Annotated in this window: 11 protein-coding genes and 1 rRNA gene; 9 read left to right on the top strand and 3 right to left on the bottom strand. The window is 37.0% G+C overall.

The features are described from left to right. Positions 1 to 57: 57 nt before the first annotated feature. A complete protein-coding gene (locus AC3WV0_RS05580) occupies positions 58 to 1218 on the bottom strand; it encodes a GlmU family protein (protein ID WP_488844750.1) in 1161 nt (386 codons plus the stop codon). A 103-nt stretch (positions 1219 to 1321) separates the two neighbouring features. Continuing rightward, positions 1322 to 1573 (bottom strand): type B 50S ribosomal protein L31, encoded by a 252-nt coding sequence (locus AC3WV0_RS05575; protein ID WP_002976190.1) that lies wholly within the window; start codon positions 1571 to 1573, stop codon positions 1322 to 1324. Between the two features lie 228 nt (positions 1574 to 1801). Here AC3WV0_RS05575 and AC3WV0_RS05570 point away from each other — a divergent pair, with 228 nt between their 5' ends. The 9 genes from AC3WV0_RS05570 to AC3WV0_RS05530 all read left to right on the top strand — a co-directional run bounded on the left by AC3WV0_RS05570 (position 1802) and on the right by AC3WV0_RS05530 (position 14923). Then, complete coding sequence (locus AC3WV0_RS05570; protein ID WP_488844748.1) at positions 1802 to 3211, top strand: hypothetical protein; 1410 nt, start codon at positions 1802 to 1804, stop codon at positions 3209 to 3211. 10 nt (positions 3212 to 3221) lie between these two features. Next, the gene (locus AC3WV0_RS05565; protein WP_488844746.1) at positions 3222 to 3413 is read left to right on the top strand and encodes a hypothetical protein; all 192 of its coding nucleotides are present in this window, start codon (positions 3222 to 3224) and stop codon (positions 3411 to 3413) included. Then, complete coding sequence (locus tag AC3WV0_RS05560; RefSeq protein WP_488844744.1) at positions 3413 to 3739, top strand: nucleotide pyrophosphohydrolase; 327 nt, start codon at positions 3413 to 3415, stop codon at positions 3737 to 3739. Before AC3WV0_RS05565 ends, AC3WV0_RS05560 begins: the two co-directional genes overlap by 1 nt. An 87-nt stretch (positions 3740 to 3826) precedes the next feature. Beyond that, positions 3827 to 5053, top strand: a complete 1227-nt coding sequence (locus AC3WV0_RS05555) for a 3-phosphoshikimate 1-carboxyvinyltransferase (RefSeq protein WP_488844742.1) — start codon at positions 3827 to 3829, stop codon at positions 5051 to 5053. Further along, positions 5050 to 5847 (top strand): SDR family oxidoreductase, encoded by a 798-nt coding sequence (locus tag AC3WV0_RS05550; protein WP_488844740.1) that lies wholly within the window; start codon positions 5050 to 5052, stop codon positions 5845 to 5847. Before AC3WV0_RS05555 ends, AC3WV0_RS05550 begins: the two co-directional genes overlap by 4 nt. A gap of 152 nt (positions 5848 to 5999) precedes the next feature. Continuing rightward, positions 6000 to 7604: a BamA/TamA family outer membrane protein gene (locus AC3WV0_RS05545; protein WP_488844738.1), complete on the top strand. Its 1605-nt coding sequence runs from the start codon at positions 6000 to 6002 to the stop codon at positions 7602 to 7604. A 187-nt stretch (positions 7605 to 7791) separates the two neighbouring features. Continuing rightward, positions 7792 to 10932, top strand: coding sequence for a SusC/RagA family TonB-linked outer membrane protein (locus AC3WV0_RS05540; protein WP_488844736.1), 3141 nt, complete (start codon positions 7792 to 7794; stop codon positions 10930 to 10932). A gap of 17 nt (positions 10933 to 10949) precedes the next feature. Continuing rightward, positions 10950 to 12425 carry a SusD/RagB family nutrient-binding outer membrane lipoprotein gene (locus AC3WV0_RS05535; RefSeq protein WP_488844734.1) on the top strand — a complete coding sequence of 492 codons (1476 nt, stop codon included), beginning with the start codon at positions 10950 to 10952 and terminating at the stop codon, positions 12423 to 12425. A 146-nt stretch (positions 12426 to 12571) separates the two neighbouring features. Then, the gene (locus AC3WV0_RS05530) at positions 12572 to 14923 is read left to right on the top strand and encodes a phosphocholine-specific phospholipase C (RefSeq protein ID WP_488844732.1); all 2352 of its coding nucleotides are present in this window, start codon (positions 12572 to 12574) and stop codon (positions 14921 to 14923) included. Positions 14924 to 15351: 428 nt separating this feature from the next. Here the strand turns inward: AC3WV0_RS05530 and rrf are convergent. After that, a 5S ribosomal RNA gene (gene rrf, locus AC3WV0_RS05525) occupies positions 15352 to 15432 on the bottom strand; the annotation flags it as partial.

Here is a 15432-nt window from a genome sequence, read left to right as displayed (position 1 = left end):
ATTACATTTAAAGTAAAAAAACTTCAAAAAAATTTGAAGTTTCCTTTATTGATCGGTTTAATACGTATCAAAAATATGTTTTAAAATCGCTTTATCTTCATCTCTCAAAGTCACTTTTCTTCTTGCCATAGCGCGTTCTGCGACTTCATAGGCTTTATCTAATTTGAATTTTTCGTCGTCTTTAAAACCACCCCACGAAAAATTTTCAACTAAATTCGGAGGAAAACCTTCTTTAAAAATATTGGAAGCCACACCTACCACTGTTCCTGTATTCAGTTGGGTATTGATGGCCGTCTTAGAATGATCTCCCATGATGAGTCCGGCAAACTGCAATCCCGTATCTTCAAAAGCTTTTCTTCTGTAATTCCATAACCTTACATTTCCATAATTATTCTTCATGTTCGAAGAATTGGAGTCTGCTCCGAAATTACACCATTCCCCAATGACCGAGTTTCCGATAAAACCATCATGTCCTTTATTGGAATACGCGAAAATAATAATATTGCTCACTTCTCCTCCAACTTTCGAATGAGGGCCAATAGTGGTTGCGCCGTAAATTTTTGCTCCCAGGTTAAATTTAGATTCTTCACAAAGTGCAATCGGACCACGCAAATGGCAGCCTTCCATAACTTCAGCATTTTTACCTATATAAATTTTCCCTGTTTTTGTATTGAGTGTTGAAAATTCAATCTGAGCCCCCTCCTCGATAAACAGATCTTTCTTATCTCCTAAAAATCCGTTAGTAGAAGAAAGCTCCTGGGAAGCCCTGTCTTTTGTAAGCAAATCAAAATCAAAATCAATTGCTTTATGATTATAGGTAAAAAGATCCGCTGGCTTTTTAAAGAACACAAGCTCCTCTTTAATGTCGGTCATCTTTTCAATCTGATGAAGAGAAAAACCGTCCATATTAATTTTTGCAGCAATCAATTCATCTTCATAAACCAACGCTTCTCCCTGTTTCAGTTCTTTTATTTGTCTAATGACATTTTCCGTCGGTAAAAAATTCGTTACCAGAAAAAGACTTTCTTTTTTTTCAGGCTCCGGAAACTTTTTCTGCAGATAAGCTTCGGTGAAAAAAGAAATTTCGGTGTTTTCTAAAATTTTCTGCCACCTTTCGGAGAAGGTAAGTATTCCGCACCGCATTTCTGCAACAGGCCGTGTAAAAGTTAGCGGAAGAAAATCTTCCCAATATTGTGCATCTGAAAATACTAGTTGCATCGTTCAGTTTAAATTTAATGTTAAAATTCAAGTCTAACAAAAATACAATAAAAAAAGTCTTCCGAAAACCGAAAGACTTTTAAATATTTTTAATGTCAAAAAATTACTTAGCGAATTTTTTGTATTTGTTCATGAACTTATCAACTCTACCTGCAGTGTCAACCAATTTCACTTTACCAGTGTAGAAAGGGTGAGAAGTTGAAGAGATTTCCATTTTGATCAAAGGATACTCTTGTCCTTCATACTCGATAGTGTCTTTTGTTTCTGCTGTAGACTTGCAAAGAAATACTTCGTCGTTACTCATATCTTTGAAAACAACAAGTCTATAATTTTCTGGGTGGATTCCGTTTTTCATGTGTAAATTTCTTTTTTTGTTAATGTCACATGTAACCTTGCGGTTTCATAATACAATGTTAAAAATTAAAGTTTGCTTTCGAAATAGTAATGGATATTTCTCTGCTAATTTTAGGTTGCAAAAGTACAATATTTTTTTGAATTTGCAAATATGCTGTCAATATTTTTTTCTTCATAAGAAATTCGAAGTATTTTCGTTACATTTGAAATTTATTAAACTTTAATTTCGATGAAATTCAAATTATTACTGGCTTTTTCTTTCTGGATGCTTGTTATGGCTGTATCTTGTAATAAGGATGACATCAGTTTTGATGCACCTTCGCAAAAACTAAGTTTTTCCAGAGATACGGTTTTTTGTGACACGGTTTACCATCAGGTTCGTTCTGAAACGTATGCAGTGAAAGTTTATAACAATGAAGATAAAGACATCCTGATCCCGAGAATTCATCTTGAAAAAGGATCTTCATCATTATATAAGATCAATGTAGACGGAAAGCCCGGATATGATTTTAAAGATGTACCTCTCAGAAAGAAAGACAGTCTTTACATTTTCGTGGAAATTGCTCCTGAAGCTACCGGCCCTGAAGCTATCGCTGAAGACAAAATCCTTTTCGACAGCCCTGCCGGACAGCAAAATGTAGTTTTATTCTCCGTTGTACAGGATGCGGAATTTTTTATTAAAAGTTCATCCAATCCCAATATCATCACTTCAGATGCAACCTGGAATAATGATAAGGCTAAAATCATTTATGGTGACTTAACAATTGATGAAAATGTAATCCTGAATATACAAGCCGGAACCAAAGTATATTTTCATAAAAACAGCGGAATGAAAGTATTATCCGGAGCGACTTTAAATATTAACGGAACTTTGGCTAACAACGTTACCCTTCGCGGAGACAGAAATGATTCTGCCTACGATACCATTCCTAAAAACTGGAATTCTGTTAAAATGGAACCCGGATCTAATTTAAATATGAATTATGCAAGACTTTTCGGTGGAACAAGAGGGCTTGAAATGAAACAAACCAATGCAACCATCAACAATTCATTTATTCATACTTTTCAGGAGTACGGTATTTATGCTGTTGCTTCTACGGTAAATGCAAAAAACCTTGTGATGAATAACTGTGGAGAATCGGCGATCGGAATCTTTAAAGGTGGCACTCACAATTATGTACATTCTACCATTGCCAATTATTCTGATCTTCTGCAATCTTACAACAGAAACGGAATTTTTGCAACCAACGAATGGAAAAACGAGTCAAACCAAACAGAACAAGGCGCTCTGATCTTAAATGTAAGAAACAGCATCGTCTATTCCGACCGCGACAATTCCGTGTTTTTTGAACAAACTCCGGGACAGCTTTTTAATTTTGTATTCGAAAATTGTCTGTTAAAATACTCCACCCAATCAGAAGCAGGTTTTCTGGATACAGCTCCGAGTGTAATTCAGCTGGTTAAAAACCAAGATCCGCTGTTTGTAAATTATTTTGCAGCACAAATGAATTTAAGAGTAAAACAAAACTCTCCCGCTATCGGAAAAGGAAGTACAGCTGTTGCTGCAACGGTTCCTACGGATATTGCAGGTAATTCAAGGACCTCAAATCCTACTTTGGGTGCATATCAGTATCAATAATTATAGGTAAATGGATTTTAATATTGTAAAAATAGGAGGATTTATTGTGTTATTCTTATTATACATTATGATAAGAAAACTCTTCAGTACATTTGCAGACTTTACTGAAAAAATAGGGCAATCTATCGGGGAGGCAGAAGAAATCAGCCACCTGAAAGAAAAGATCAACAATCTTGAAATACAGATCAATAATAAAAAATAATGGAAATCACGAATCTGCAGCAGCAAGTTGATGAATGGATCAAAACCATCGGCGTCCGTTATTTCAATGAACTCACCAATATGGCCATGCTGACCGAGGAAGTTGGTGAAGTGGCACGGATTATTGCAAGAAGGTATGGAGAACAAAGCGAAAAGGAAAGCGATAAAAGCAAAGATCTCGGCGAAGAGCTTGCGGATGTATTATTTGTCACTTTATGCTTAGCCAATCAGACCGAAGTCAATCTGCAGGAAGCTTTCGATAAAAAAATGAAAATAAAGACGGATCGCGATAAAGAACGCCATCAGAATAATGAGAAATTAAAATAATGCAGGAAGATGGATGATGGAAGACGGAAGTTTAATACAGCTAGTGAACTTCCCGATCCCAGCCTCCAACTTTTTTACTTGAAAATAATGAAGCTAGAAAAATCACAATTAAAAGAAAACCGGACCATACAGATCAGCGGTTCGAAAAGTATTTCGAATCGTTTGTTGATTTTAGAAAGTCTGTTCAGCAATATACAAATCGGAAATCTTTCAAATTCCCAGGACACCAGTCTTCTGAAAAAAGCTTTATCAGAAAGTTCAGAGGTGGTGGATATTCATCATGCCGGAACTGCAATGCGTTTTCTTACCTCTTATTATTCTATTCAGGAAGGTAAAACAACGATTCTTACCGGTTCAAAAAGAATGAAAGAAAGACCCATTAAAAATCTTGTTACCGCTTTACAGAATCTCGGTGTAGAAATAGAATATCTTGAAAATGAAGGGTTTCCTCCACTAAAAATAAAAGGCAGAAAAATCATTCAGGAAAAAGTAGATGTTCCTGCTAATATATCAAGTCAGTTTATCACTTCCCTCCTCTTAATCGCTGGAAAACTGGAAAACGGACTGGAAATAAACCTCGTTGGCGAAGTTACTTCAAGATCATATATTGAAATGACTCTCAATATTTTAACCAAGTTTGGAATTAAAAACAGTTTTGCCGGAAATACGATTAAAGTAGAACCATTTATAAATCATCAGTCATCCATCATCAATTACGAAGTAGAAAGTGACTGGAGTTCTGCTTCCTACTTCTACTCTTTTGCCGCTTTGGGAAGAAAGACCATTCATCTGAAAAGTTTTTATAAAAAATCTACTCAGGGAGATTCTGCCATTGCAAAAATTTATGAAGATTTTTTCGGCATTAAAACCATTTTTACTGAAGATGAGCATAAAATCACCTTACAGCTTGACCCTGATTTTATATTTCCTGAAAAGATCTTTTTGGATATGAATAACTGTCCCGACATCGCTCAAACGCTTTGTGTAACAGCTTCGGCTTTGAAGATATCTTTTGAAATTTCCGGTTTGGGAACATTAAGAGTAAAAGAAACCGACAGACTTTTAGCCTTACATCAAGAATTAAAAAAGCTGGGAACAGAAACAGAGTTTACGGATCTTACCATTAAATCAATCAGCTTTAGTGAGCCTGAAGATAATATTTCCATTAAGACTTATCAGGATCACCGGATGGCAATGGCATTTGCGCCGTTCTGCCTTATTAAAGAATTACATATTGAAGATGAAGGTGTTGTTGAAAAATCCTATCCGATGTTTTGGGAAGATTTAAAAATTATTTTAACTGAGAATTCATGAATACAAAAACAATAATCATCACCGGAACCTCATCAGGAATTGGTTTCGTTTTAGCAGAATATTTCGGAAAAAAAGGTCATAAAGTATATGGCTTAAGCAGAAAGCACACCGAAAGCCCGCATTTCAAATCTATTCCGACAGATGTTACAGATAATGAAGCGGTTCAAAATGCCATTGACGAAGTTTTAAAAACTGAAACCAGAATCGATGTTCTGATCAACAACGCAGGAATGGGAATGGTTGGCGCTGTGGAAGATTCCTCAAAAGAGGATATTTTAAAATTATTCAACCTGAATTTAGTCGGAGCCGTACAAATGATGAGTGCCGTAATGCCGAAAATGCGCGAGAATAAATTCGGACAGATCATCAACGTTTCCAGCATCGGAAGTGAAATGGGACTGCCTTTCCGAGGGTTTTATTCGGCTTCAAAATCTGCTTTGGATAAAGTAACAGAAGCCATGAGATATGAAGTTTACCCTTGGAATATTCATGTTTGCTCGCTGCATTTAGGCGATATCAAAACCAATATTGCTGAAAACCGTGTGCGGACAAAAGTTTCAGAACCATATAAGAATGTTTTCGATAAAGTGTATGCTTTAATGAACAGTCACGTTGGTGACGGAACCGAACCTTTGGAAGTTGCAGAATATGTCGATCAGCTTTTGCTTAAAAATAAATGGAAAGCTCATTATTATTTTGGTAAATTCGGGCAGAAAATCGGGGTTCCTTTAAAATGGATTCTTCCGCAGGGAACTTATGAAAATCTGATGAAGAAATACAATAAACTGGCTTAGTTTCAGTTATTAAAACAAATTTAAATTAAATATATTTTAAACCATTAAGATTTATTTTAAGAAGTTAAGATTAATAAGAATAACAATATCACAATAATAATCTTAACTTGAATTAATAACTTAATTGATCTTAATGGTTTAAAAAATTACCGTTGAAATTAATTCTAAAAATATTTTTTATCCTCTTCTGCGTTTTTATTCAGGCGCAGAAGAAGCCTTATTTTCTTATTGATTCGGAAACAAAAGTGAAAAAAAAGGTGAAAGACTCTGCTTCTGCCGTAAAGTTTCTGGATTCATTGGCTCAGAACAACTATTTTTTCACCCAGCTGAAAGAGGTCAGGAAAAAAGGTGACACTACGGAAATTGTTTTTCATAAAGGGAAAAATTTTAACGAAACCTACGTCAGACTTTCAGATTCTATTTCCGGTAAAATAAAAGGTGAAAAGGAGTTTTTTACTAAAAATTTAGATTCCACCAAAAAGAATATTAACAAAAGATATATTGATGATGGTTTTGCATTCAGCAGAATAAAATCTAAATACAAAGGACAGAAAAACGGCTATCCCATTGTAGAGCTCGACATCAATAAGAACGATAAAAGAACCATCGACGGATTCGTGGTGAAGGGCTATACCAGTGTTCCGAAAAGGTTTATGAAAAATCTTGAAAAGGAATTTAAGGGAAAAACTTACGATGACAAGAACCTTCTTGCGATCAACAAGTCTTTTCAAAGCCATCAGTTTATTTCTCTCGAACGGCCTCCGCAAACCATGTTTACAAAAGACTCCACCAGTATTTTTCTTTTCATGGAAAAGAAAAAAACCAACAGCTTTGATGGGGTAATCGGGTTCGGAAATGACAAAACAGATAAATTTACCCTGAACGGAACCCTGAATGTTAATTTCAGGAATATATTCAACAGTTTCGAAACGATCAATCTTTACTGGCAGCGGAATCCGGATAAAGGACAGACCTTTGACCTACAGACCGACGTTCCTTATCTTTTCAAATCTAATGTCGGATTGAATATGAAGGTAAATATCTTCCGTCAGGATTCTACGTTTGCTAATGTAAAGGCGCTTCCTGCTTTTTATTATCACCTTAATTCAAGAAATAAAATCGGTCTGCGGGGAACTTTTGAAAGTTCCAGCATTATAGACACCTTATATGTGCAGGGGAAAGATTACAACAAAAAAGGGATCGGGATCTGGTTTGAAATGGTAGAACCTACCGATATTGATCTTTTCCTTTATAAAACCAGAATCAACGCAGGATACGATTACCTTGCCACAAAATATACCAAAGATAATATCAACTCTCCGCAAAATCAGTTTTACTTTTTCGGGGAACACAATTACCATATCAATGGAAATCATTTCCTGAACCTCAAGGCAGAAGGAGCAATGATGGATTCAAAGATTGATTTCTCCGCCAATGAATTATACCGCTTCGGGGGCTGGAATTCGATGCGCGGATTCAATGAAAATTCCCTGGCAGCAGATTTCTATTATTACGGAGGTTTAGAATACCGGTATCTCATCGGGAGCCAGGCCTTTTTTGATGTCTTCGGACAGTATGGACAGCTCAACAATAAGTCTCTCAACGTAAAGCCCAAACTCTACAGTGTCGGGCTTGGATTCAATTTCTTTATTCCGATCGGGCTCATGAGCTTCCAGCTTTCTAATGGTAATGAGTTTGGAAATCCTTTTAAGTTTAATGATATTAAAATTCATTGGGGGATTTTGAGCAGATTTTAAGGTAAAATATCTCTGATACCATATAAATAATACTTTAGAAAAAAGTAAAATTCTCTGGAATAATGGGCTTTCCGAGCTTTATTTTTATGTTAATTTTCATTATTGTCTCCTATTGAAATTATATTTTTATTTTAATATCAGCGTAAAACTGTGGTAATAAAGCCTGTCTAAATTTGCCTTTAAAAAAATGAAGAAGACTTTAGCAACTTTTGCGGTTTTTCTGCTTCCCCTTTATCTTACGGCACAGGAAATTAACATTTCTGGAAACGTAAAATCCGAAAATGGTACCGATGTTTCAGGTGTCAATATTACAGATAAAAATACCGGAAAAACGGCTGTTACCGATGAAAACGGTAATTTCACCATCCCGGCGAACCCGAAAGATATTCTTGAATTTTATTCTCCGGAATTTTCTGCTTACACAATTGAAGTTTCAGCCAGAAGAAATTATTCGGTCGTTCTTAAAAAAGTAAATGAAAAACAAATCGAAGGCGTTGTCATTACCGCTTTAGGGATTGCCAAAAAGAAAGAAAAAATCGGATATTCCACACAGGAAGTAGGGACAAAACAATTTGAAGCCATTACCACGCCTAGCATCGGGAATTTATTTTCAGGGCAGGTTGCCGGATTAAACGTTTCGAATCCCACAGGAATGCAGCAGGCACCACAATTTACCTTAAGAGGAAATACCAATCTCGTTTTCGTGATTGATGGTGTGATTGTAGAAAAAGAAGTTTTTCAGAATCTTGACCCGAATAATATAGACAATATCAACGTACTGAAAGGAGCAACGGCTTCAGCGCTTTATGGCTCGAGAGGAAGATTCGGAGCAGTACTGATTACGACGAAAAGCGCAAAGAAAAAAGGATTTACCGTTGAGTTTTCACAAAATACGATGATCTCCGCAGGCTTTACCAATCTTCCAAAAACACAGACTGAATACGGAAATGGTTCTCACGGTAAATATGAATTCTGGGACGGAGCTGATGGCGGTGTAAATGACGGCGATATGATCTGGGGACCGAAATTTGTACCGGGATTAAAAATCGCGCAGTGGAACAGCCCGATCAGGGACAAGCAGACCGGACAGATCGTTCCGTGGTACGGTGCAGTGACCGGAACACAATACGACGACAAATCCAGATATGAAAGAGTACCCATCGACTGGAAATATCATGATAATCTCGACATTTTCCTGAAACCGGCCGTTATCAATAATAATAATTTTGCCATCAGCTATAAAAACAATAAAGATGTTTACAGGCTTTCGGGGAACTTTATGAATTATGATGACCGTGTTCCTGAATCTTATCTTCAGCGATACGGAGTAAATTTTTCATCTGAAAATCATTTGGGAGAAAAATTAATCTTTGATACGAAATTTAATTTTAACCAGACCTTCACTCCGAATATCCCAAATTACGATTACAACCCGAGCGGCCATATGTACACGATCCTGATCTGGATGGGAGGCGATGTAGACGGAAGAGACCTTAAAAACCACCTATGGATTCCAGGAAAAGAAGGCAGGGCACAGGCCAACTGGAACTACGCCTGGTACAACAACCCTTGGTTCGGCGCAGAATATTACAAGAATAAAAACAGAACTGATATCATCAATGCGCAAACCGGTCTGGAATATAAAGCAACAAAGGATTTTTCTGTAAAAGGTAAAATTTCAATCGTTGAAAACCACAACAAGCAGGAAATCCTGAGCCCGTATTCGTATTTCAACTACAGTGCGCCAAGAAGCGGAGGATACATTCTGAACGATACCAAAACATGGAATCTCAACTATGATGTTTTAGCCACCTATAAAAAGAAAATCTCCGAAAATTTTGATTTTACGATCAATGCCGGAGGTTCTGCATTTTACTATAAAAATGATATCGACAACGCTTCGACAGACGGTCTTAAAATTCCTGAACTGTATACCTTAGACAATTCCATAGGAGCCGTAAAATATTATGATTATTTAAAAGAAAAACTCATCTACAGTGCCTATACAACCATTGATGTCGGCTTGTACAATGCTTTTTTCCTGAATGTTTCCGGACGTAACGACTGGTCTTCTACTTTACCGAAAGCAAACAGATCGTATTTTTACCCTTCGGCATCATTAAGTGCAGTGATTTCGAATTTGGTTAAAATGCCGGAATCAATCAGCTTATTAAAATTATCTGCTTCATGGGCAAAAGTGGCGTATGACTTTCAGCCTTACTCCATCAGAAATTACTATGTCAACAACAGCGGGATCACCTTTAGTGGAAACCCTACGTTTTATTATCCAACCACTTTAAACGTTGAAAACACATTAAAGCCGGAACAGACAAAATCTTATGAATTGGGGCTAAGTGCAGGACTATTCGACAACAGAATTACGCTGGATGCCACCTATTTCAGAACACTGGATTATAATAACATCCTTCAGTTTCCAAGCGCTCAGTCTTCAGGCTTTACCTCACAATATGTCAACGGCAATGAATACACTACGAAAGGTTTCGAAGTGTCTTTAGGGCTTACTCCTGTAAAAACAGCTGATTTCACATGGAAATCGTTGATCAACTGGAGTACCTACGAACAGAAACTGACTTCCATCTACGCTGATATGCCAAATTACAATAACATCAGATTAGGTGAAAGAATGGACAGCTATTATGATTACACTTGGCAAAAATCTCCGGATGGAAAAGTAATCCTGAACGCCAATACAGGAATGCCGACCAGAGCCAATACTCCTACTAATCTCGGACACTTCAATCCTGACTGGACTTTTGGATTTAACAATACCTTTAAATATAAAAAGTTTAGCCTGAATATAGGCATTGATGGAAGCATAGGCGGAGTCATGAGATCGCAGGTCGTAGAAAAGATGTGGTGGGGCGGAAAACATCCGAATTCTACCGCATACCGTGATCTTGAATATGCCAACCCAGGAACATATTACTTCGTACCGGATGGTGTCAATTACAATCCATCTACGGGAACATATACCCCTCATACCAAAGCCATCAGTTTTCAGGACTGGGCGCAAAACTATCCTTACCAGGCAAGGGTGACGGAAGATGAAAGTGAACTGTTTGCCAATGTTTTCAACAGAACCTTTGTAAAGCTGAGATCTGTAATTCTTGAATACGATTTCTCATACTTACTAAATCCAAGAGGAATGGTAAAAGGTTTTACAGCCAATATTTCCGGCTACAATCTCGCTATGTGGAAAAAATCCAAAAACCTTTACTCAGATCCCGACTACAAAATCGGAACAGGAAATGATATCCAGGATCCTTCCAGCAGATGGATCGGAGTTGGGTTTAATCTTAAATTTTAATTAAACATATATCAGAAATGAAAAATATTATAAAATCAGTTTTTGTTGCAGGATTTCTGTCGCTGGTTTCCTGTGAATCTAATCTCGATACCATCAACGAAAATCCAAATGATCAGGCAAGCATAGATCCCAAATATCTCTTGACCTATGTATCTTCCAACGCTTTTCAGGTAAATGGAGATAATATGTACGCTTCAAGAATGATGATCGGTACCGACGGAGAAAACGTGTACCAATATCTGAAATGGAACGATGCTTCTTTCGACACTTATTCGAAAGGGCTTCTCAATACGGTAAAAATGATGCAGGAAGCAGAGAAGATCAATAATAAAAATTACCAGGCCATCGGTAAGTTTTACAGAGCATATTATTTCTTTAATTTAAGTTTAAAATTTGGAAGCATCCCGTACTCAGAAGCTGTAAAAGGTGAAGCAGGAATTACACAGCCGAAATATGATTCCCAGGAAACGGTAATGGCAGGAATTTTAACGGAATTGAAAGAAGCCAACGATTTAATTAATGCTAATGATAAAATCGAAGGAGATATTATCTACAAAGGAGATGCTGCAAAATGGAAAAAGCTGATCAACTCTTTCAGACTGAAAATATTAATCACAATGTCTAAAAAGGCAAGTGTGGGGACTTATAACGTTGCTACGGAATTTGCATCTATTGCAGGCAGCCAGCCTTTAATGACATCCATCGCTGATAACGGAGAGCTGAAATTTGCAGATGTGGCAGACAGCCGTTATACGATGTTCAATAACAGTGGATATGGTTCAAGCTTGTATATGGCCAATTATTTTATTGATTTGTTTAAAGCCAGACAGGATCCGAGACTGTTTACTTTTGCAGCACAGACAACAGGAGCAAAAGAAGCAGGAAAGCCAATTACCGATTTTTCAGCATACAACGGAGGAAATCCCACATCTCCTTATTCAGACAATGCAGCACTAATCACGGCAAAAAATATTTCGAAGGTAAACGACCGTTTTTACAAAGATGCCACGAATGAGCCTTCATCAGTTTTAAGCTATTCTGAGCTGGAATTCATTTTAGCGGAAGCTACGGCCAGAGGATGGATATCCGGATCACCAAAGACACATTATGATAATGCTATTAAAGCAAGCTTTACGTTTTATCAGACCTATGTTAAAAATCCGGGGCAGTACTTTACAGGATTTAATGTCAATAATTATCTTGCAACTTCACTGGTTGTTTATGATAATTCCGCTTCACTGTCAGCACAGCTTGAAAAAATCATTACTCAGAAATATATGACTATGTTTCACCAGTCACAATGGACTTCCTATTATGACTATCTGAGAACGGGATATCCGAACTTCCCTTTACAACCGGGAGTTTCGGCACCCTTCCGATTCAGGTATCCCCAGTCGGAATACAATTATAACAATGCCAATCTGCAAGCTGCTTTGACGGCACAATACGGAGGAAATGACAATATTAACGTTAAACCTTGGTGGCTGCAGTAAGAACTTGTTCAAGAATTCCGGAAATACTTTTCATTAAGAAAACAGAAATTAAAGTTTAAAACAGATTATCAATAATTTTTAACATTAAATTAAAAGAAATCGCAGGAAAACCTATTAACTTGCGGTTTCTTTCTATTACATATCCTATGAACAGAAGAGAATTTTTAGAAAAATCAGGTCTTTTGCTGGCTGGGTTGGGAACTTCAAGTGTTCTGCATCCTGCCATCCTGAAGGCTTTAGAGATTGAGCCCGCAGCTTTATCCACCTTTTATGATGCGGAACATGTAGTAATTCTTATGCAGGAAAACCGCTCTTTCGATCATGCATTCGGTGCGTTAAAAGGTGTAAGGGGATTTTCTGATCGCAGAGCTTTTATAAAACAGGACGGGCATTCCGTATTTTTTCAGAAAAACGATGCCGGGAAATATGCTGCTCCTGCCCGCCTGGATTTAAGAAATACAAAGTCAACATGGATGAGTTCGCTTCCTCACTCCTGGAACAACCAGCAGCAAGCTTTAAATAAAGGAAAATACGATCAATGGCTGCAGGCGAAGGCTTCAGGAAATAAAGATTACAAAAATATTCCTTTGACCCTGGGGTATTATAACCGTGAAGATCTGCCTTTTTATTATCAGCTGGCAGATGCCTTTACAATTTTTGACCAGTATTTTTGTTCTTCATTAACGGGAACTACACCCAACAGGCTTTTCCACTGGTCCGGAACTTTACGTGAAGAAAAAAACGGAAAAGTAAAGGCCAATGTTTACAATGAAAATATTGATTATGATAAAAACCATCAGGCAAGATGGAAAAGCTTCCCTGAGATTCTGGAAGAACAGAATATCTCGTGGAAAATATATCAGAACGAAATTAGCCTGCCAAAAGGAATGTCTGGTGAGCAGGAAGCCTGGCTTAGCAATTTTACCGATAATCCGATTGAATGGTTTTCAAAGTTTAATGTAAAATTTTCAAAAGGCTACCATCAGAATATTCCCAACATTATTAATTATCTGCAAAATGAAATTGAAAAACATCCTGATCAGAAAGAGAGACTTAAAAAAATAATAGCAGAGCTGGAGGAAGATAAGATAAAATATCATCCCGATCAGTTTAAAAAACTTTCGCAGCAGGAAAAAAATCTCCACGAAAAGGCATTTACTACCAATATCAATGATCCTAATTATTGGAATCTCGAAATTGGCCAGGATGAAAACGGTGAGAGACTGGTGGTTCCTAAAGGAGACGTTTTACATCAGTTCAGAAAAGATGTTGAAAGTAAGCAACTCCCGCTGGTTTCATGGCTTATTGCTCCGGAACATTTCTCTGATCATCCCGGATCGCCATGGTATGGCGCATGGTATATTTCGGAAGTCTTGAATATCCTGACACAGGATCCCGAAACCTGGAAAAAAACGATATTCATTATTAATTATGATGAAAATGACGGCTATTTTGATCATGTTCTGCCTTTTGCTCCACCTTTAAATCCTGGCCAGCCTGTTGATATGAACGGACCGGATGGCGTGGAATATGTGAACAGAGCTCAGGAATATATGTCATCACCAACAATAAAAGACCACGAAAAAGTAGAAGGTACGGTGGGATTGGGATACCGGGTACCGATGATCATCGCATCACCATGGACTAAAGGAGGATTTGTAAATTCTGAGGTCTCGGATCACACTTCCGTTTTGATGTTCCTGGAAAAGTTTATCCGGAAAAAATTTAATAAAAACGTTACTACAGACAATATCAGCGATTGGAGACGCGCAATATGCGGGGATCTGACTTCAGCCTTTAATTCATCCCAAATAAAAATTCCGGAAATGGATTACCTGGATCAGAAAGAATATGCGAAAACGATCAATTCAGCGAAGAATAAGCCCATTCCCGATCTGAAATGGTATGAGGAAAATGAGCTAAATGACCAACTTCTTAAAATTCAGGAACGGGGGATAAAGCCGTCTAATGCACTCCCTTACAATTTTCACGTCAATTTTGAAAATGGAGAGATCAAAATGCTCAATTTAAAAGAAAAAGCAGTTCCTCTTATCATTTATGACAGAACAAAATTTGAGGCCGATGATTTTTATTTTTCCTATGCTTTATATTCAAAACAGAAATTATCACATCCTGTAACTTCTGAGATCTATGATTATGAGGTTTTTGGCCCGAATGGTTTTTACAGACACTTTAAAGGTAACGATGCTCCTGAACTAGAAATTTCGTTGAATAATCTTCCATCAAAAAATACGGTTGAAATTATTGTTAAAAAGAGTAAAAAAGAAAGCATCACCAGAAAGATTACTTTTGAAAACCTTTATGAAAAGAAAAAAATGCAAATTTCATTATTAACGATACAAGAAAAAATTATTGTTGATTTAAATAAAACCAAAGGCTGGTATGATTTGAAAATAGAATCTGAAAATAATATCTGGTATTTTGCCGGCCGTTTAGAGACCGGTAAACCATCAATTTCCGATCCGCACTGGAGCTGAAATAAGAAAGAAATATGAATATATACATTTTAAGAGGCTGCTCACTTTCGGGACAGCCTCTTATCTTTCAACAGCAGGTATTGTCTAGTACCGTTAATTCCAAAAGACAGAACAATAATATGAGTAATTGGTGATAATTATAAAGCAACATTACAGATTTGAGGTTAGTAATCTTATTGCTGATTTGGGTTTTGGATTATTGTTATTGCTTGTTAGCTGTTGTTTAATTCTGAAATTTTAAATCTTAAATCTTAAACCTTAAATCTCCCGGTCTCTTCTCGTTAGTCCCTTTTACTTTTTCCCTGGCTCTTTGTCATTGGGGTATCCGGTTTACCTTGAATTTTGAATCTTGAATCTTGAATCTTGAATCTTGAATAGTATAAAACGCAAAAAGTCTCACACATTGCTGTATGAGACTTTTAATAAAAAACTGGCGGCGACCTACTCTCCCGCTATTCGCAGTACCATCGGCGCTGGTGGGCTTAACTTCTGTGTTCGGAATGGGAACA

It is taken from the genome of Chryseobacterium sp. 27AL (assembly GCF_057815395.1).
This window is presented reverse-complemented; position numbering and strand designations above follow the sequence as displayed.